We start from the raw sequence: 17,884 nt of genomic DNA, 5'->3' as shown, positions 1-17,884 counted from the left end.
GCTCGCGGAACGTCGCCTCGCGTTGTCCTTTTGCGCCGGTTCAACCACCACGGGCACGAAAGAACCGCGATTATAGGCAGGTCTCGCCCTGACTGTCAAAACGATGCACCTCCAGGAAACAATTACCTATCTCAGCGGTTCCCGCCAGCCATGGACGGCTGGCCGACAACGCCGGGATGGCGTTGTACAGCCCTTTCCAACCGGCCGGGAATCGACGCACGGACCACACATCCGCCGGCCCGATTTCAGCCATCCGCCTTGCGCAGCTCCACCCGGCGATTGAGGGCACGGCCTTCGGCGGTGTCGTTGCTGGCCACCGGCTGGCTTTCGCCATGGCCTTCGGCCTGCAGTCGATCAGCAGCGATCCCGCGGCCGACCAGCCAGGCCACCACCGATTGCGCACGCCGATTGGACAGATCCCGGTTGTGGTCATCGCTGCCCTGCGCATCGGTGTGCCCGGCGATCACCAGGTGCAGCTGCGGATACTGCTTGAGCAGGTCCAGCACCTGGTTCAATACCGCATCGGATTCCGGCTTGAGGCTGTCCTTGTCGGTATCGAAGTAAACCCCGTACAGGTCGATCCTGCCGATCCGATCCAGCTGCTCGTGCATGCCGGCGCTGGTGTTCTCGGCCGCCTTGAGCCGAAGCACGACCCGTACATCGTCGCCGGCCACCAGATCAGCGCTTTCGGTGGCGGCCTGATAGTCCGGGTGGCTGCCGGAGACCACGGCCAAGCCCGCCGGCACCCCCGACATGGAGAAGTTGCCGTCCGCGCCGGTGCTCATCTGCGCGGTGTTGCTGGCCGACACCAGCACGCCGGCCAGCGGCGCACCGGATTGTTCGTCGATGGCGATCCCGTGCACCGTGCCGGTGTAGCGCCAGGGCTTGGGGTTGATCAGGATGCGCACGAAATCCAGCGCGAAACCATCGGCGACGTCGTGGCTGGGGTCGTCGATCTTCATCTCGAACTTGCCCTCGCGCAGCAGGCCGACCTGTTCGGGCAGCAGTTCGATCGTCACCAGCTTGCCGATCGGGCCGGTCTGGTCGAGCGCGTTCAAGGTGGTGGCTACCGTCGGCACTTCGGTGCCATTGATCCACACGCGGTACGTGGCGCCCCACACCCGCGCCTGGAAATCATCCACGAACAGCTGCAGGGCCGCGCGCTTGACCTCGATGCCGTCGAGATCGAACGCCACCCGCAGCGGGCGCGGTTCATTGTCCGGCCGCGCCGTGCTGGCGGTGTAGCCATCACCGGACGCGCTGTTGAATCCGCTGGGCACCATGATGCGATCGGTGCCGGAGGCGTCTGTTTCGGACGGCTTGAACGGGTAGCTGTGGACCGGCGTCGAGCGCCCGGTGAACAGGTTGAAGCCGTCCGGGAAACCGAAGCCGAAGTTGTCGATGTCGCCGATCTGCACCATCAGCTCGGCATCGGGCCCGTCGCGCTCGACCTTGTCTGGCTGCGGCCAGGCATCGGCAGGCGTCGGGGTAGCGGCGGGTGCAGCCGTGGCCGCGGGTGCGGCAGCCGGCTGAGCAGGCGTCGCCGATGGCTGCCCGGGCTTGCAGGCCGACAAGACCAGCAGGCAGGCCAGCGTTGCGGCCGCAATGGTGCGATGTATTTGCACGGGATGAATCCTCAACATCGGCGATGGCCTCGCCGACATTGACGCAATTTCGCGCCGTGCGCGGCCACCCGCAAGCGCGTGCGATCAATCGACGAGGTTGCGCCCGTGATACAACTCTTCGATCTCGCGCTTGAGCCGGGCCTCGATCTTCATGCGCTCCTTGAACGACAGGTTGCGCGCCTTTTCCTCGAACAGGTAGTTGTCGAGGTCGAAGTCCTTCAGGTGCATCTTGGTGTGGAACAGGTTTTCCTGGTAGACGTTGACGTCGAGCATCTCGTAGCGGGCACGGATGTTCTTGGCCAGGTAATCCTGGATCGAATTGATCTTGTGGTCGATGAAATACTTCTTGCCGCGCACGTCGCGGGTGAAGCCGCGCACGCGGTAGTCCATCACCACGATGTCCGATTCCAGCGACTCGATCAGGTAGTTCAGCGCCTTCAGCGGCGAGATCACCCCGCAGGTGGACACGTCGATGTCGGCGCGGAAGGTGGCGATGCCGTTGTCCGGGTGGGTCTCCGGATAGGTGTGGACGGTGATGTGCGACTTGTCGAGGTGGGCAACCACCGCGTCGGAGATCACGCCCTTGGCATCGGCCTTGTCGATCACCGGCTGCTCGGAGATCAGGATCGTCACCGACGCGCCCTGCGGGTCGTAGTCCTGGCGGGCCACGTTGAGGATGTTGGCGCCGATGATCTCGGCCACGTCGGTCAGGATCTGGGTCAGGCGATCGGCGTTGTATTCCTCGTCGATGTATTCGATGTAACGCCGACGCTCGTCCTCCGACGCCGCGTAGCAAACGTCATAGATGTTGAAGCTGAGCGACTTGGTGAGGTTGTTGAAGCCTTGCAGCTTCAGACGCGGCAGCGGTTTGACCACGGCATCGAACCCGGTGAGAGGACGCAGACCGGTCATTATGCGTCAAGACCACCGGTCCGGCATGTGTCCTACCGAGGCGCGACCCGGAACCGGAACGATCCTCAAGGCGCGCCCGTCCCCATGGCGGCCACCCCGTTCAAAAGTTTGCCACCCATCACAGTTCCGCCTAAGCTTGGCCGATCAATCAGGACGCGACCGCATGGGCGTTGAACTCCTCAGGCCAGTGATGCCGCGCATCCACAATCCGCTGTTGGCGGATCCGGCGACCATCGACCGTTTCATCTCCCATTGCCATCGCCGCCGCTATCCGGCGCGGACCGACGTGTTCCACCCCGGCGATCCGGCCGACACGCTCTACTACATCATCTCCGGCTCGGTCAGCATCATCGCCACCGAGGACAATGACCGTGAGCTGGTGCTGGGCTACAGCGGCGCCGGCGAGTTCGTCGGCGAGATGGGCCTGTTCGTGGAAAGCAGTCACCGCGACGTGGCCCTGCGCACGCGCACCGCCTGCGACTTGGCGGAAATCAGCTACGAACGCCTGCAAGCGCTGCTGCTGGCACAGCCAGGCGATGCGTCCAAGCTGCTGTATTCGATCGGTGCGCAAATCAGCAAGCGCCTGCTCGACACCAGCCGCAAGGCCGGTCGCCTCGCCTTCCTCGATGTCAGCGACCGCATCTACCGCACCCTGTTCGATCTGGCCAAGGAACCGGAGTCGATGACTCATCCGATGGGCACCCAGCTGCGGGTCTCGCGGCAGGAGCTGGCGCGCTTGGTCGGCTGCTCGCGCGAGATGGCCGGGCGCGTGCTGAAGAAGCTGCAGGTCGACGGCAAGCTGCATGCGCGCGGCAAGACCGTGGTGGTGTACGGAACCCGCTGACGCGGGCCACAGGCATGAGCCGCGCCTTCTCGCCACCGGAGCGTAACGCCGGCATCGATCTGCGCAATGCGGTGATCGCCGATGCCGACGACGTGGCACGCCTGCTGGATGAACTTGGCTACCCCTGCGACCTGCGCGATGCCGTCGAACGGATCGCCACCATCCTTGCCAACGACCGCCAGGCACTGGTGGTGGCACGTCGTGGCGGCGTCGTGTGCGGACTGGTGGCACTGGATTTCATGTATTACTTGCCGCTGGGCACCACCACTTGCCGGATCACCACGCTGGTGGTGCTGGAAGATGCACGCGGTTCTGGCGTCGGCCGTCACCTGCTGATGGAAGCCGAGCGCCGCGCGCGTGCCGGCGGTGCCGCCCGAATCGAACTGACTTCGGGCACCCAACGCACCGAGGCGCACGGGTTTTATCGAGCCTGCGGCTACAGCAATAGCTCAATGCGCTTCGTCAAACCGTTGGGATCGGCCTGAGGCGTCGATCGCGCCCCTGCGGTGCGCTGTCGAGGAAGGTCCGAACAACGCCATCCGGGAATTGTCAGGCCACGCCATGGCTGGCGGGAACCTCTGAATTGTTCAGAGGTTCCCTAAGCGCGTGGTGCCGGATCTCCGCCACGGCCAGGACAATCCCAATGCAGGATCGGCGTCCCTGGCGGCAGCACCCGCCGGAACAACGCCACCCGCGATGGCTTCGGATTGACCACCACCGGCTGCGCGGCGGCCTGCAAGAGTGGCAGGTCGGCGCTGCTGTCGCTGTAGGCACGCGCAATCGGTTGGGTGAAACCGGCGGCATGCAGCATGGTCATTTTCATTTTGTAGTGACAGTGCTGCTGCACCACCAAGCCGCCACAACCGGCGGCCAGCTCGGTACCGATCACCGGCAGGTCATCATCGGCGACGAGGCGCAGGATCGCCCGTGCCAGCCGTGGTGGCGCGCCGGTAGCGACGACCACCCGATCACCGGCGCGGCGGTGGCCTGCAAAGACCTTCAGCGCAGTCGGCAAGGCGCTGGCGCGCAACTTGGCTTCGTGGGTCGCCACGTAGCGATCGATCAGCGCCTCCAGCGGTTGCGATTTGCCCACGCTGCCCGCCCAGACGAAGGCGGAAATGCCCGCCTTGCGGGTGCGCAGGAAGGCCACCATCGGGCCTGCCACCGGCGCCACCAGCAGCGCCAATAGCCACCGCCACCACGCACGACCGATCAGCCAGCGGTAGAGCTCGGTGCCGGCATCGCTGTCGCAGAGGGTGTGGTCGAAATCGAACACCACCAGCGGCGCATCCGCGGCTGGCTCCGGGAAGCGCTCGTTCACGCGAACAACGCCTGCAGCGCCGCGCCCGGATCGGGCTGGCGCATGAAGGTCTCGCCGACCAGAAACGCGTGGATGCCGTTCTCGCGCATCCGGCGCACATCGTCTGGCGTGCGGATCCCGCTTTCGGTCACCAGCACGCGATCGCCCGGCACCACGCTCTTGAGCGCCAGCGTGGTGTCGAGTGAGACCTCGAAGGTGCGCAGGTTGCGGTTGTTGATGCCGAGCAATCGCGCCGGCACCGGCAGCGCGCGTTCGAGCTCGTCCAGATCATGCACTTCCACCAGCACATCCAACCCCAGTTCGGACGCGAGGAAGGCGTATTCGGACAATTGCTCGTCGTCCAGCGCCGCGGCGATCAGCAACACGCAATCGGCACCCAGCGCACGCGCCTCGTACAGCTGGTAGGCATCGACGATGAAATCCTTGCGCAGCACCGGCAGCGCGCAGGCCGCACGCGCCTGCTGCAGGCAGGCGTCGCTGCCCTGGAAGAAATCGGCGTCGGTCAGCACCGAGAGGCAGGCCGCGCCGGAGGCGGCATAGCTGCGCGCGATCGCCGGCGGATCGAAATCGGGCCGGATCACGCCCTGACTGGGGCTGGCCTTCTTCACCTCGGCGATCACCGCCGCCTGGCCTGCGGCGAGTTTGGCCGCGATGGCATCGGCAAAGCCGCGCGCCGTCGGCATGGCCTCGACGCGTGTGCGCAGTTCGGCCAACGGCAGGCGTTGCGAGCGCTCGGTGACTTCTTCGCGTTTGCGCGCAAGGATGCGCTGGAGCACGTCGTGCATCGCCATCAGATCACAAGAACGGGGCCGTTTATTCTAAGGTGACAACACTGGGCCTGTCGCAACGGCCAGCCTCAGTCTCCTCCCGGTAATGTGCGCCCTGCCCGCCAACCGCTTGCAGCGAGGTGATCCAGCAGGGCCACCACCACGGCACGCTTGCTTGGTTCGTGGATCGGCAGCAACAGCAGATCGCCCGGTTGGGCCCATGCGAGCGCCTCGCGTGCAGCCTGCGCTTCGTCGAGGCAGACCGGCAGCGCCTCGAGCGGGATGCCGTGGGTGTGCAGGGCCTCGCGCAGGATGTGGGCAACCTCGCCAGACGCGCGACCACGCAGGTAATTGCCGCCGATGTCCTTGAGCCAGACTCGGTCGGGATGGGCGGCAGCGACCGTGTTCGCCACCGCGATGTAGTCGGCTTCGCGCCGGTTGCCGGCATGGCCGAGCAGGACACCCAAGCGTCCCTTGCGCAGGCTCGCCGCCAGTTCAAGCAGGCCATGCAGGCCTTCCGGGTTGTGCGCGTAGTCGAGCAGGACATCGACGTCGCCCAGCGTCCAGCGCTGCAAGCGACCGGGGTTGTCGGCGTTGTGCGCGCCGAAGCTGGCCAGCACGCGCGCACTCTCCGTGGCGGTCACGCCCAGCGCCTGCGCCGCCAACACCGCGGCGGCGATGTTCTCGATGTTGTAGTGCGCGGCGCCACCGAGAGTCAGCGGCATCGCGGCGATGGCGCCCAAATCGTCCTCGCCCTCGTCGCCACGCAGCAGCAGGCGTCCGTCGAGCACGCCGCAGGCGGGCAGGCCGCGTGCCTGCGCCGTGGCCAACGCACGCGCAAACCAACCAATCCGCACGCCATCCAACCCCTGCGCCTGCAGGACGAGGGTGGGATCGTCGGCATTGAGCACCAGCAGACCATTGCCGGCCAGCGCCTTGGCAACGACCAGTTTCACTTCGGCCAGATCGGCGAGCGTGTCGATGCCGTATTCGCCGAAATGATCCTCGCTGACATTGGTGACGATCGCCGCGCTCGCGCCATCGACCGCCAGCCCGCGGCGCAGGATGCCACCGCGCGCCGTTTCCAGCACCGCCGCCTGCACCTGCGGTGTGCGCAGGACCGCGCGCGCGCCCGCCGGACCGGAATAGTCGCCGGCCTCGATGCCCAGTTCGCCCACGACCACGCCGTCGGTGCAGCTGTAACCCACCTTGCGCCCGCTGGCGCCCAACAGTGCCGCCAGCAAGCGAACGGTGGTGGTCTTGCCGTTGGAGCCGGTGACCAGCGCCTTGGGCACGCCATGCAGGCGCGTCCATGGCACCTCGCTCGCCGCGGGCAACTGCGCCAGCGTCCAGGTGCGTGCGAACTGTCCTTCGCCGATCGACAGCGCCTCGTCGTCCAAGCGCGCCGGCACCGCGTGCATCGCCGCCGCGTGCAGCAGGGCCAGCAGGGATGGCCTGGCCTCGGCCTGTGCCGCTGCCTGCAGGCGTCGCAGGGCCTCGTCGTCCTCGAAATGGGCCGGGTGCGGGCGCGCCGGAAGCTCCGGGGCATCCACGGTGTCGGCACCGGGCCGCAGGCCCAGCGCCCGGTATAGCGCCCATTCGTTGACTTCGGTGGCGGTGAAGAGTTGGTCAATCGGCGCGGCAATGGCCAAAGTCACACCGGTGGCGTGGTGGCGGATGACGCTGGCGCCATCCGGCCAGCACAGGGCCGCACGCGCGACGGCGATACCCGCATGCCACCGTGCCGCAATGCCATCGTCGAAGGCGATGCCGGGGACGGTATCCAGCACCGCGCCCGGCACGGCGAAATACAGGTTGGCGCCGGTCAGCCGGCGCGAATCCTCGAACGGTGCGTCCAGTACGTCATCCGCTGTGTTCAATCGCCTTCCTCGCGCTCGAAGCGCAGGCCGCGCTCGTCGCGCACAACGCCTTCCATCGCCGCCACGATCTGGGCGTCGAGATTGGTATCCAGGGCTGGTGTTTCCACCTTGGCCGTGGTCCTCGGCATGGCGCCATCGGGCTGGAAACGGATGATCTGCTTCCACGAGCGGGTCAGGGCATCAGCAAAGACGATGATGAGGTCGCCGGATTGACCCATCCGCAGGGCGGTATCGATCGCCTCCTGCTCATCCGGAATGATGGTGATGGCATCGTCGGCAACGCCGGTGGCCTTTAGTGCCTTGGCCAGGATGCGCGGAACCTCGTCGCCATCGCGGCCGCGCAGGGAATCGTCGCGGCGGCAGATGTAGTGATCGAACTTGCCGGCGACGGCATGGGCGATATCGATCAAGTCCTGGTCGCGGCGATCGCCGGGGCCGGCCATCACCACGACGCGGCGCTGGGCGTCGAGGCGCTGGGCGAGGTCGGCCATCATCCCCACCGCGTGCGCGTTGTGGGCGTAATCCATGATCACCTTGAACGGGTGTTCGCCATACACGTTCATCCGCCCCGGCGCCTGGAAGAAGGTGGTGTCGAAGGTGCGCAGGCCCTGGCGGATCGCGTCCAGCTTGATCCCCATCGAATAGCCCATCGCCGCCGCGATCATCGCGTTCTGCACGTTGTGCAGGGCGCGTCCTTCCAGCGTCGCCGGAATCAGGTGGGTCCACATCAGCGGGATATGGCTGCCCTTGTCGTACAGGGTGATCATGTGGCCGTTGACGCCAGCCTCCAGCGCGCAGGCGCGGCCACCGGCGCGGATGTGCTCGCGCACCAGCGGGTGCGAGGGATTCATGGTGACGTAGCAGATCACCTTGGCGTCGGTCCAGGCCGACATCTTCAGCACGTTCGGATCGTCGGCATTGAGCACGGCGCAATCGTTCGCCACCTCGACCACGATCCGCTTGATCTCGGCGAGCTGTTCGAGGGTGTCAATACCCTTGAGGCCAAGGTGATCGGAGGCGACGTTGATGACCGCGCCGACGTTGACTTCGGCCACGCCCATGCCGGCGCGCAGCAGGCCACCGCGTGCGGTTTCCAGCACCGCGAAATCAATCGTCGGATCGGCCAATACCATCCGCGCCGAGACCGGCCCGGTCATGTCGCCCTCGACCGTGCGCTGGCCGTCGATATAGACGCCATCGGTGGTGGTCAGGCCCGGCGTGTAGCCGGCCATCTTGGCGATGTGGGCGAGCATGCGCGCGGTGGTGGTCTTGCCATTGGTGCCGGTAACCGCGGCGATCGGCACCCGCGCCGGCGTGCCGGGCGGGAACAGCATGTCGATGACCGGGCCGGCGGCATCGCGCGGGGTGCCTTCGCTGGGCGCGATGTGCATGCGGAAGCCTGGCGCAGCATTGACCTCGCAGATACCACCGCCGGTGCGCTTGTAGCTTTCGGCGATGTTGGGCGACAGGAAATCCACGCCGCCCACGTCCAGCCCGATCGCGCGGACTGCGCGTTCGGCCATCGCCCGGTTGTCCGGATGGATGATGTCGGTGACATCGGTGGCGGTGCCGCCGGTCGAGAGATTGGCGGTGGAGCGCAGGTACACCACTTCGCCTTCCGCCGGCACCGAATCCACGGTGTAACCCTTGCGTTCAAGCATCAGCTCGGCTTCGCGGTCGAGCTTGATGCGGGTCAGCACCTTCTCGTGGCCGACGCCGCGGCGCGGGTCGCTGTTCACCACCTCGACCAAGGCCGCGACAGTCGCCGTGCCGTTACCCACCACATGCCCCGGCGTGCGCTTGGTGGCGGCGATCAATTCGCCGTTGACCACCAGCAGGCGATGGTCGTCGCCTTCCATGTAGGTTTCCACCAGGACCGAGCGCGAATGCTGCTGCGCGGCGTCGAACCCAGCGCGTACTTCATCCTCGGTGCGGACATTGATGGTGATGCCGCGGCCGTGGTTGCCGTTGTAGGGCTTGACCACCACCGGGCCATCCAGCCGTCGCGCCGCGCGCCAGGCCGCATCGGCCGATTGCACCAGGTGCTGCTGCGGCACCGGCAGGCCCTGCGCGGACAGGATCTTGTTGGTCTCTTCCTTGTCGCAGGCCAGCTCCACCGCGATGTGCGAGGTGCGGCCGGTGACGGTGGCCTGGATGCGCTGCTGGTACTTGCCCTGGCCCAACTGCACCAGCGATTGCTCGTTCAGGCGCATCCACGGGATCCCGCGATCCACCGCCGCCCGCACCAGCGATGCGGTGGACGGCCCCAGCGCGCGGCGCTGGGCATAGCGGATGAAGGCATCGCGCTCCTCCTGCCAATGCCAGCTGGCATCGGTCAGGCTGCGCAGGGGTTCCGGCAGCAGCGAATCGAGCAGGCGCAGCGCCAATTCGCCGGCGGCGATGCCTTCCTCGCGCTGCTCGTATTCGTAGACCACCGAATACACGCCGGCGCGACCGTCGTCGACGCTGCGGGTCTTGCCGAAGGTGACGTCTTCGCCGGCCTCGTTCTGCAATTCGATCGCAACATGCTCAAGCACATGCCCAAGCCAGGTGCCCTCGCCTTCGCGCATGCGCCGCACGAAGCCGCCAGGTTCGCGGTACGAGCAGCCGTGCTCGGCCAACCCCGGCAGTGCGTCCAGCAGGGCGGTGATGAAACCCTCGCCGAGCTTCGCGGTGGGCCACTGTTCGAGCTCACCCAGGTCGAGTTCGAGCCGGATGACCGGAAACTTCGCGTACTGCGAAGGCCCCATGTAGACATTGCGATTCAGGATCCGCATCGCGCCCTCCCGCCCCTGTGTCGATAATGAGATACCGCTGCTTCAGTCCTTGTGGTGCGCCAGATCGCCGGCGCTCGCTTTGCGCGTGCTCAGGTTGAAGCTGGCACCCTTGGTCAGGATATGCACGGTCAGGCCCAGCATGCACACCGCATCATTCTGGTCGATTTCCGACATCGATGAATAGCTCATCGAACTGGCGTCGACGACGGTAATTGCGCCGCTGCCTTCCACTTCCAGCGTGTTGTCGGGCGCGATGAAGGCGGCGGTGTCCTCGTCCAGTCCGATGCCGACCGCGAACGGGTTGTAGGCCAGCGCCGCGGTCAGCCGGCCGAGGCGGTCGCGCTGGCGGAAGTGCTGGTCGATGATGAACCGATTGGTCAGCCCCAGGCCGGGCGCCAGCCGCACGCTGCTGGCACGCGGCGAAGCCCCTTCGCTGCCGAAGGCGATCATGTGCTCGGACAGGATGCTGGCGCCGGCACTGGTCCCGCCGACGGTCACGCCGCGTGCGCTCATGATGCGGATGAGTTTTGCCACCGGGGTGCCGCCGAGCAGGGTGGACAGGCGCAGCTGGTTGCCGCCGGTGAAAAACACGCCGGTGGCCTGCTCCAGCGTTGCCAGTCGGTTCTTTTCGCTGGCATCACGACGGGTGTCGAAATCCAGCACGTCCACGTGGCCGGCTCCCAGCGTCGGGAACAGGCGTTGGTACTGCGCCCCGGTTTCAACCTTCCGACTGGCCGTGGGAATCACCACGATGCGCGCGTCCTTGCCGCCGCACAGGGCGACGAAACGCGACAGCACGTCCGGATGGGCTTCCTTGTCTTCCGCCCCACCGATCGGGACGATCCAGCCGCGCGTCTCGCCGTCGGCCACTTTGCTTGGACACATCGCTTGTGATTTCCTCGTGATCGTTGTCTTGTTTCGAATCCGGTTCAGTGCTCGAACATGCCCCGTCGCAACACCGTGCCTTGGGCAACCATCGCCACGCCGCGCGCCCAAACGTGGGACGGCAGGCCGTCGTCGCCCAGCGCCACCAGGTCCGCGTCCATCCCGACCGCGATCCGGCCCTTGCCGGTGAGTCGCAGCAAGGTGGCCGGGTTGCTGGTGAAGGCCGGTAGCGCGCGTGCCAGCGGCAAGCCCCGCGCCAGCAGCCCCTGCAGCGTGGTCGCGAGCGCGCCGGAATCCCCCACGTCCATCCGCGCCACCCGGCCTTCGGCATCGAACACCGGCAGGCAGCCGCCGCCGTCGGAACTGATGCTCACCCGCTGCGGCGGCGCGCCGCTGTCGAGGTAGCGCAGCAACGCGTCTTCGGCCGACCACGCATCTTCACCCTCATCGACCGGGAAGGCGGTGATGTCGACATGGCTGCCACCACGCGCCAGCGCGATCGCCTCCTCGAACAAGGCTTTCCGGCGATTGACGTGGGTCGGCTGGAACACCCGTGGCGGCAGTTCGCTGGTGTCCAGCGCGCGTCGCACCAGATCCAGTCCGCGTTCGCCATCACCCAGGTGCAGATGGACCACGCCGGCCTTGCCGCTCATCAGTCCGCCGACATGCGCTTCGGATGCCACCCGCAACAGTTCGTCCAGGGTTGGCTGGCTGGAACGGTGGTCGGAAAGCGCCAGTTCGCCGACGCCGATGATCGGCTCGACCAAGGCGATGTCACCGCGCACGCTGCCGGTCAGGGTGGCCGACGGCAGGTGGTAGCCGCCGCACCAGGCCCAGGCCGACAGGCCTTGCTCGCGCAGGCCGTACACATGCGCCAGCAGTTCCGGCATGCCGCGGGCGAGATCGTCGGTGCCCAGCAGGCTCACCACCGAGGTGACGCCGGCGCGGGTATAGCGGCTCAGGCCCGGTGCCGGCACCCGGGTTGCATGCCCCGCCTCGCCGCCACCGCCACTGGCGTGGACATGGGCGTCGACGAACCCCGGGACCAGCCGCTGGCCCTGCAGATCCACCGTGGTCGCCGCCAGCGAGGGCGACAGACCCGGATCGTTAGGTCCCATCCACACCACCTTGCCGCCGCCGATCAACAGGTGGCGATGGCCCAGGGGTTCCGGCGCGTGGACGTCGGCATTGCGCAGCAGCAGGAGCGGGCTCTCGGTCATCTTCCCAGCCTGCGGCGGCCCCGCCGGGGCGTCAAGCGCCGGCCAGCGCCTGCGTGGTCGCCACGAACGCGTCCAGCCTGGCCCGCGCCGCGCCACTGGCCAGCACCCGGCGCGCCAACGCGATCCCTTCGGCAATGTCTTCGGCCACGCCGGCCGCATACAGGGCCGCGCCGGCGTTGTAGGCCACGATCTCGCGCGGCAGGCCGTCGCGGTTGTCCAGCGCCTCCAGCAGCATGGCCTTGGACTCCGCAGCGTCGGCCACCTTCAGGTTGCGGCTGTGCGCCATCGCGATGCCGAAATCCTCCGGATGCAGCTCGTATTCGCGCACCCGGCCATCGCGCAGTTCGCCGACCAGGGTGCCGGCGCCGAGCGAGAGCTCATCCATGTTGTCGCGGCCCCAGACCACCAACGCGCGCGTGGCGCCCAGCTCCTGCAGCACACGCACCTGGATGCCGACCAGATCGGGATGGAACACGCCCATCAGGGTGTTGGGTGCGCCTGCTGGATTGGTCAGCGGGCCGAGGATGTTGAAGATCGTGCGCACGCCCAGCTCGCGCCGCACCGGGGCCACCACCTTCATCGCCGGATGATGCACAGGTGCATACATGAAGCCGATGCCGGTCAGCGCGATGCATTCGGCGACCTGCGCAGGCTGCAGTTCGATGCATGCACCCAGCGCCTCCAGCACATCGGCGCTGCCGGATTTCGAGGACACGCTGCGGCCGCCGTGCTTGGCCACTTTCGCGCCAGCAGCGGCCGCCACGAACATCGACGCGGTGGAAATGTTGAAGGTGTGTGCGCCGTCGCCGCCGGTGCCCACGATGTCGACCATGTGGCTGCGATCCGCCAGCGTGACCGGTTGCGCGAACTCGCGCAGTGCGGTGGCCGCGGCCGCGATCTCGCCCACGGTTTCCTTCTTCACCCGCAGCCCGGTGAGAAGGGCCGCCGTCAAGCTGGGCGAGACCTCGCCGCGCATGATCTGGCGCATCAAGTCGACCATCTCGTCGAAGAAGATTTCCCGATGCTCGATGGCGCGCTGCAGCGCTTGCTGGGGCGTGATGCTCATGTGCAACGCTCCAGGAACGTCTTCAACATCGCATGCCCGTGCTGGGTCAGGATGGATTCGGGATGGAACTGCACGCCTTCCACCGGGAATTCACGATGGCGCAGGCCCATCAATTCTTCCACCGTGCCGTCCTCGTTTTCGGTCCATGCCGTCACTTCCAGGCAATCGGGCACGTTGTTCTTGTCCACCACCAGCGAGTGGTAGCGGGTGGCCTCGAACGGACTGGGCAAGCCGGCGAACACGCCCTTGCCCTCATGCACGATGGGCGAGGTCTTGCCGTGCATGATCCGGCCGGCGCGGATGACGTTACCGCCGTACACCTGCCCCAGCGCCTGATAGCCGAGGCAGACCCCGAAGATCGGGATGCGCGGCCCCAGTTCCTGCAAGACCTGCAACGACACGCCCGCTTCATTCGGCGTGCATGGCCCCGGCGAAATCACGATCTTGTCCGGCGCCAGCGCGGCGATCTGTTCGACGCTCAGCGCATCGTTGCGTTCCACCCGCACCTCGGCACCCAGCTCCTGCAGGTACTGCACGAGGTTGAAGGTGAAGCTGTCGTAGTTGTCGAGCATCAAGAGCACAAGGCACCCATCATTTGTCAAGCAGATAGACGATATAGACATCCTGTTTGAGGATGATCGTGCCTCGCGCAAGGACGATTCCAGGCGCCAGCAGCGCACTCCCCGACACTGATACCGTCCCCAACAGTGTTTCGTTCGAAGAATTCGAATACCTGATGTTGAGCCCTTGGTTGGAGATCGTCTGCACGCCCACGATCCGCATGCCGACCCCCCTTGCCATTTCATCAGCCGTCGTGCGCGCATCGGCGATTGCCGCGCTCAGTAATTTCTTCTGCTCTGCCGCCTTGTCCGAATATTCAAAGTTATCGGTCCTCAATCGAACCTGTCTCCCAGTCGGCGCTTTCGAGATGAATTGCCTGAGTGCTTCAAGCGTGTGGAATCGGAACGTGAGTACGCGTTCATAGGTATTCCCAAGGAACACCTGACGCTGCGTCCGCTCGTCGTAATCGGTTTCCGGCGAGATGTCCAGATTGCCGACCTGCATGTCCGCATCCGGCACACCCTGTGCATTGGCCAAGCGCAGGAGTTCCTTTGCAAGACCCTCGATGCGTGCTTGGGTTTGGGTCGTTTCGAGACTGGTTTCCTGCAAGGTCACGGTCACTGGGAAGATATCGGGAACCACTTCCAGCTTCGCCTCACCATGCACTGCGATGAAAGGCGGGCCACTGACGTCCTGCGCGAACACGCACGGCGCATACAGCAGGAGAAGTAAGGCAAGCAGGGTGTTTTTCATGACATCGAGTCCTCTTTGTCGAAATACGCAGTGCTGTCCACAATCTGCTTTCCACCGTTGTGCGGGACCGAGAGTGGGGCCGTGCAGGATAACCCACGACTGTCGAACTCCATCCGCACCTATCGCGATGGCAGCATCACCCTCACGCGCAGGCCGGGGGCGTTGTCGAGCAGGGACACGCGGCCGCCGTGGTGGTGGACGATGGCACGGACCAGGCTCAGGCCAAGGCCGACGCCGGGGGAGCCACGATGTGCTTCCAACCGCTGGAAGCGGTCGAACACGCGTTCTCGCTCGCCTTCGGGGATGCCGGGGCCGTGGTCGGCGATTTCCAGCAGCACCTCCGCGCCCGACGTCAACAACGTCACCTCGACCGAGCTGTCAGCCGGAGCGTATTTCAATGCGTTATCCAGCAGGTTGACCAGCAATTGGAACAGCTGATCGCGATCGCCGCGCAGATGTACGTCCTGCAGGCTTGCTTCCAGGTGGATGCCGCGTTCGCTGGCGATGGGTGCGTACATTTCCACCGCATCATCCGCCAGCGGGCGTAGTGCAACGTCCGGGGCATGCATGTCGAGTGCCTGTGACTCGATTCGTGCCAGTCGCAACAGCGCGCAGAATGCGTGCAGCAGTTGATCGGTCTCGGCCAAGGCGCGCCCCAGTCCGGCCCGCGTGTGTTCGTTGGTCGCGTCGTGGTGCAGGCCTTCCAGCCGATTGCGCAGGCGCGACAACGGCGTGCGCAGGTCGTGCGCGATGTAATCGGTGGTGTGGCGCACGCCGCCGAGCAGATCCTCGATCCGGTCCAGCATCATGTTGAACCGGCGCGCCACCTGGTCGAAGGCATCGCCGCTATGGTCGAGCGTCGCGCGCAGGCCTAATTCACCCTCGGCAACCCGACCCACCGTGGCATCGAGCCCACGCAGGCGACGCGCGACCCAGCGCGTGGTCAGCCAGCCGACCAAGGCGCCCGCGACCAACGCCGCCAGCAAGGCCAGGATCGCGGAGCGCTGCATCATCGCCAGCAAGCGATCCTGCGACGCCAGTTCCTGCCCGACCAGCAGGATCCCGCCATCGGGCAGGGCGCGCTCAACCGCGATCACGCGCAGATTGTTGGTCCCTTCGGTGGCCTGTTCCCTGAATTCCACCCAGCGCCCGTGTGCACCCGGACGGCCCGCATCCGGCAAACGCCCGATCAACGCATTGCCGTCGCCATCGACCAATCCGTACACCGCATTCGGATCGCCATTGCCGCCGGTGATGCGCTCGTCGAGTTCGGCGCGCAAGGCAGCCATGCCACCGCTGCGATGGATCGTCACCAGATCGTTGGCGTCCGCACGCACCAAACCGCGCGCATCGTCCAGCAACAAGGTCGAGGCCGCGAAATACACGCCGCCACCGATCATCACGAAGACGATGAGGAACAGACCCATCACCACCAGTGCCAGCCGTGCACTGGTGGACGGCAGCCACCGCCTCATCCGGACAGCCGGTAGCCGGCACCGCGCACGGTATGCAGCAGCGGCTTGTCAAAACCGTGATCGATCTTCTGCCGCAGCCGGCTGATGTGCACATCGATCACATTGGTCTGTGGATCGAAGTGGTAATCCCACACCGCTTCCAGCAGCATCGTCCGGGTCACCACCTGGCCGGCGTGCCGCATCAGGTATTCCAGCAGCCGGAATTCGCGCGGCTGCAGTTCGATCCGGCGGCCCTCGCGCAGCGCTTCGCGCGACAGCAGGTCCAGTTCGAGGCCGGCTGTTTGCAGGCGGGTCGGTGCGCGTTCGTCGTCACCCCGCGCACGACGGGTGATGCCGTCGAGGCGCGCACTCAGTTCGGCGAATGCAAAGGGTTTCACCAGATAGTCGTCGGCACCGGCGCGCAGACCTTCGACCCGATGATCGACATCGCCCAGCGCCGTCAATACCAACACCGGCGTGCGATTGCCGGCCCCGCGCAAGGTACGCAACACGGCCAGACCATCCAGCGCCGGCAACATGCGATCCAGCACGATGGCATCGAACGGCTCGGTACTGGCGAGGAACAAGCCCTGCTTGCCATCGGGTGCGTGATCCACGGCGTGGCCGGCCTCACGCAAGCCCTTGGCGATGAAGGCTGAGGTCTGGGTGTCGTCTTCCAGCAGCAGGATGCGCATGGTCTTGCCTCCGCAAAAAAGCATACCCCGCAGGGAGGGCCCTGCGGGGCATGTCGTGCTGTTGCCTCATGCTGTGGTTGCCCAAGAGGGGCCACCCACACTGGAGAGAGGCGACTTACTTGGCGGGCTTGGCAGGTGCCGCCGGGGCGGAGCTGCTGTGGCCATGCTGAGCGGCATTCTTTGCTTGCGCAGCGGTTGCAGCCTTGGGCTGGCTGGCAGCCGGCTTGGCCTGCGTGGCGGCCGGCTTGGCCGGCTTGGCTTGGCTCGCGGCCGGGGTGGCGGCCATCGCAACGCCGGCGACGGTGCACAGGGCGGCGGCGATCAGAGTCTGGCGAATGGTGTTCATGGTGGTTCCTCGCAATGAAAAGGGTTTCGGGGTGCTCGGTGGGGTGAAGCCCCCATCGCAATGTCATGGTGAGCCCGGCAACCTCACCTCATGGTGGATTGGGCATGAAAGAAAATTCATGCGCCGCGTCAGGGTCGGGCCTGGAAACAAACATGCCCTGCAAGCCGGAGCCTGCAGAGCATGTCGTCAACCACCGTGCGGAACGCGGACGCCCGGGGAGGGCGGGACGTCCGTGCCCGCCCGAGTCTTACTTGCTGGCCGGGGCAGCGGCGGCGGCCGGAGCAGCCGGGGTCGCGGGCTTGGCGCTCTTGGCCGAGTGGTGACGGTGATGCTTCGGCTTGTGCGCAGCCGGCTTGGCCGGGGTGGAGGTCGACGCGGCCGGAGCAGCGGCGGTCGAAGCCGGGGCGGTCTGGGTACCGGCCATGGCAACACCGGCGACGGCGGTCAGGGCGACGGCAAACAGGGTCTTGGTGATCGTGTTCATGATGGGTCCTTTGGGAATGTTCGCTTTCGGTGGGGGACATCCCCATCGCGAAGCCAGATTGCGCCCGCCCATCTCACCGCCGCGTTTCGCCAACATGACGTTTTTTTCATGTAGCCCGCGCGATTTGCCCCGCACACGCGACTACAAACCCCTAGCCGCCTGCGCCACCGCACGGAACAGGGCGCGGCCCTTGTTCATGGTTTCTTCCCATTCTTTTTGCGGGTCGGAATCGAACACGATGCCGGCGCCGGCCTGCACATGCAGGCGGCCGCCCTGGATCACCGCGGTGCGGAT

The 17,884-nt window shown here is 66.2% G+C and carries 18 protein-coding genes; 2 read left to right on the top strand and 16 right to left on the bottom strand.

The window, feature by feature from the left end; translation table 11 throughout:
• Nucleotides 1–245: 245 nt before the first annotated feature.
• Together IT472_RS06225 and speD are read right to left on the bottom strand one after the other, a co-directional pair.
• On the bottom strand, nucleotides 246–1,625 hold the full coding sequence (locus IT472_RS06225; protein WP_297179958.1) for an OmpA family protein: 1,380 nt from the start codon (nucleotides 1,623–1,625) through the stop codon (nucleotides 246–248).
• An 84-nt stretch (nucleotides 1,626–1,709) separates the two neighbouring features.
• Entirely contained in the window at nucleotides 1,710–2,501 is a 792-nt protein-coding gene (gene speD / locus IT472_RS06220) for an adenosylmethionine decarboxylase (RefSeq protein WP_297180079.1), read from the bottom strand.
• A 226-nt stretch (nucleotides 2,502–2,727) separates the two neighbouring features.
• Here speD and crp point away from each other — a divergent pair, with 226 nt between their 5' ends.
• Together crp and IT472_RS06210 are read left to right on the top strand one after the other, a co-directional pair.
• Complete coding sequence (crp, locus tag IT472_RS06215) at nucleotides 2,728–3,381, top strand: cAMP-activated global transcriptional regulator CRP (RefSeq protein ID WP_297180075.1); 654 nt, start codon at nucleotides 2,728–2,730, stop codon at nucleotides 3,379–3,381.
• Between the two features lie 14 nt (nucleotides 3,382–3,395).
• Complete coding sequence (locus tag IT472_RS06210) at nucleotides 3,396–3,866, top strand: GNAT family N-acetyltransferase (RefSeq protein WP_297179955.1); 471 nt, start codon at nucleotides 3,396–3,398, stop codon at nucleotides 3,864–3,866.
• A 113-nt stretch (nucleotides 3,867–3,979) separates the two neighbouring features.
• Here the strand turns inward: IT472_RS06210 and IT472_RS06205 are convergent, their stop codons facing one another.
• From IT472_RS06205 to IT472_RS06140, 14 genes are all read right to left on the bottom strand, one after another.
• Nucleotides 3,980–4,702: a haloacid dehalogenase-like hydrolase gene (locus IT472_RS06205; RefSeq protein ID WP_297179952.1), complete on the bottom strand. Its 723-nt coding sequence runs from the start codon at nucleotides 4,700–4,702 to the stop codon at nucleotides 3,980–3,982.
• Nucleotides 4,699–5,487: an indole-3-glycerol phosphate synthase TrpC gene (gene trpC / locus IT472_RS06200; protein WP_297179949.1), complete on the bottom strand. Its 789-nt coding sequence runs from the start codon at nucleotides 5,485–5,487 to the stop codon at nucleotides 4,699–4,701. The genes IT472_RS06205 and trpC overlap by 4 nt, the downstream gene beginning before the upstream one ends.
• Nucleotides 5,488–5,558: 71 nt before the next feature.
• Nucleotides 5,559–7,349: a Mur ligase family protein gene (locus tag IT472_RS06195; protein WP_297179946.1), complete on the bottom strand. Its 1,791-nt coding sequence runs from the start codon at nucleotides 7,347–7,349 to the stop codon at nucleotides 5,559–5,561.
• Nucleotides 7,346–10,126 (bottom strand): cyanophycin synthetase, encoded by a 2,781-nt coding sequence (cphA, locus tag IT472_RS06190; protein WP_297179943.1) that lies wholly within the window; start codon nucleotides 10,124–10,126, stop codon nucleotides 7,346–7,348. The genes IT472_RS06195 and cphA overlap by 4 nt, the downstream gene beginning before the upstream one ends.
• Before the next feature lie 42 nt (nucleotides 10,127–10,168).
• On the bottom strand, nucleotides 10,169–11,011 hold the full coding sequence (locus tag IT472_RS06185) for a cyanophycinase (RefSeq protein ID WP_297179940.1): 843 nt from the start codon (nucleotides 11,009–11,011) through the stop codon (nucleotides 10,169–10,171).
• 44 nt (nucleotides 11,012–11,055) lie between these two features.
• Nucleotides 11,056–12,231 carry a beta-aspartyl-peptidase gene (iadA, locus tag IT472_RS06180; RefSeq protein ID WP_297179937.1) on the bottom strand — a complete coding sequence of 392 codons (1,176 nt, stop codon included), beginning with the start codon at nucleotides 12,229–12,231 and terminating at the stop codon, nucleotides 11,056–11,058.
• A 31-nt stretch (nucleotides 12,232–12,262) separates the two neighbouring features.
• Complete coding sequence (trpD, locus tag IT472_RS06175; RefSeq protein WP_297179934.1) at nucleotides 12,263–13,297, bottom strand: anthranilate phosphoribosyltransferase; 1,035 nt, start codon at nucleotides 13,295–13,297, stop codon at nucleotides 12,263–12,265.
• Nucleotides 13,294–13,878: an aminodeoxychorismate/anthranilate synthase component II gene (locus tag IT472_RS06170; RefSeq protein ID WP_297179931.1), complete on the bottom strand. Its 585-nt coding sequence runs from the start codon at nucleotides 13,876–13,878 to the stop codon at nucleotides 13,294–13,296. The genes trpD and IT472_RS06170 overlap by 4 nt, the downstream gene beginning before the upstream one ends.
• A gap of 10 nt (nucleotides 13,879–13,888) precedes the next feature.
• Entirely contained in the window at nucleotides 13,889–14,611 is a 723-nt protein-coding gene (locus tag IT472_RS06165; protein ID WP_297179928.1) for an SIMPL domain-containing protein, read from the bottom strand.
• A 119-nt stretch (nucleotides 14,612–14,730) separates the two neighbouring features.
• Entirely contained in the window at nucleotides 14,731–16,086 is a 1,356-nt protein-coding gene (locus IT472_RS06160) for an ATP-binding protein (RefSeq protein WP_297179925.1), read from the bottom strand.
• Nucleotides 16,083–16,760, bottom strand: coding sequence for a response regulator transcription factor (locus IT472_RS06155; protein WP_297179922.1), 678 nt, complete (start codon nucleotides 16,758–16,760; stop codon nucleotides 16,083–16,085). The genes IT472_RS06160 and IT472_RS06155 overlap by 4 nt, the downstream gene beginning before the upstream one ends.
• A gap of 115 nt (nucleotides 16,761–16,875) precedes the next feature.
• The gene (locus IT472_RS06150) at nucleotides 16,876–17,106 is read right to left on the bottom strand and encodes a hypothetical protein (protein ID WP_297179919.1); all 231 of its coding nucleotides are present in this window, start codon (nucleotides 17,104–17,106) and stop codon (nucleotides 16,876–16,878) included.
• A 247-nt stretch (nucleotides 17,107–17,353) separates the two neighbouring features.
• Nucleotides 17,354–17,590 (bottom strand): hypothetical protein, encoded by a 237-nt coding sequence (locus tag IT472_RS06145; protein WP_297179916.1) that lies wholly within the window; start codon nucleotides 17,588–17,590, stop codon nucleotides 17,354–17,356.
• 141 nt (nucleotides 17,591–17,731) lie between these two features.
• Nucleotides 17,732–17,884: chorismate-binding protein (locus IT472_RS06140; RefSeq protein ID WP_297180072.1), on the bottom strand; the 153-nt coding region annotated here is incomplete at its 5' end.

This window comes from Thermomonas sp. (genome assembly GCF_020850895.1).
GTDB lineage: Bacteria > Pseudomonadota > Gammaproteobacteria > Xanthomonadales > Xanthomonadaceae > Thermomonas.
The sequence above is the reverse complement of the archived record's forward strand: the minus strand, read 5'-3'. Positions and strand labels throughout refer to the sequence as shown.

Coding starts and splice junctions, on each gene's coding strand:
- crp (WP_297180075.1), top strand. CDS start 2,728: ATGCCGCGCATCCACAATCCGCTGTTGGCGGATCCGGCGACCATCGAC.
- IT472_RS06210 (WP_297179955.1), top strand. CDS start 3,396: ATGAGCCGCGCCTTCTCGCCACCGGAGCGTAACGCCGGCATCGATCTG.
- trpC (WP_297179949.1), bottom strand. CDS start 5,487: ATGCACGACGTGCTCCAGCGCATCCTTGCGCGCAAACGCGAAGAAGTC.
- cphA (WP_297179943.1), bottom strand. CDS start 10,126: ATGCGGATCCTGAATCGCAATGTCTACATGGGGCCTTCGCAGTACGCG.
- IT472_RS06185 (WP_297179940.1), bottom strand. CDS start 11,011: ATGTGTCCAAGCAAAGTGGCCGACGGCGAGACGCGCGGCTGGATCGTC.
- iadA (WP_297179937.1), bottom strand. CDS start 12,231: ATGACCGAGAGCCCGCTCCTGCTGCTGCGCAATGCCGACGTCCACGCG.
- trpD (WP_297179934.1), bottom strand. CDS start 13,297: ATGAGCATCACGCCCCAGCAAGCGCTGCAGCGCGCCATCGAGCATCGG.
- IT472_RS06165 (WP_297179928.1), bottom strand. CDS start 14,611: ATGAAAAACACCCTGCTTGCCTTACTTCTCCTGCTGTATGCGCCGTGC.
- IT472_RS06160 (WP_297179925.1), bottom strand. CDS start 16,086: ATGAGGCGGTGGCTGCCGTCCACCAGTGCACGGCTGGCACTGGTGGTG.
- IT472_RS06155 (WP_297179922.1), bottom strand. CDS start 16,760: ATGCGCATCCTGCTGCTGGAAGACGACACCCAGACCTCAGCCTTCATC.
- IT472_RS06150 (WP_297179919.1), bottom strand. CDS start 17,106: ATGAACACCATTCGCCAGACTCTGATCGCCGCCGCCCTGTGCACCGTC.
- IT472_RS06145 (WP_297179916.1), bottom strand. CDS start 17,590: ATGAACACGATCACCAAGACCCTGTTTGCCGTCGCCCTGACCGCCGTC.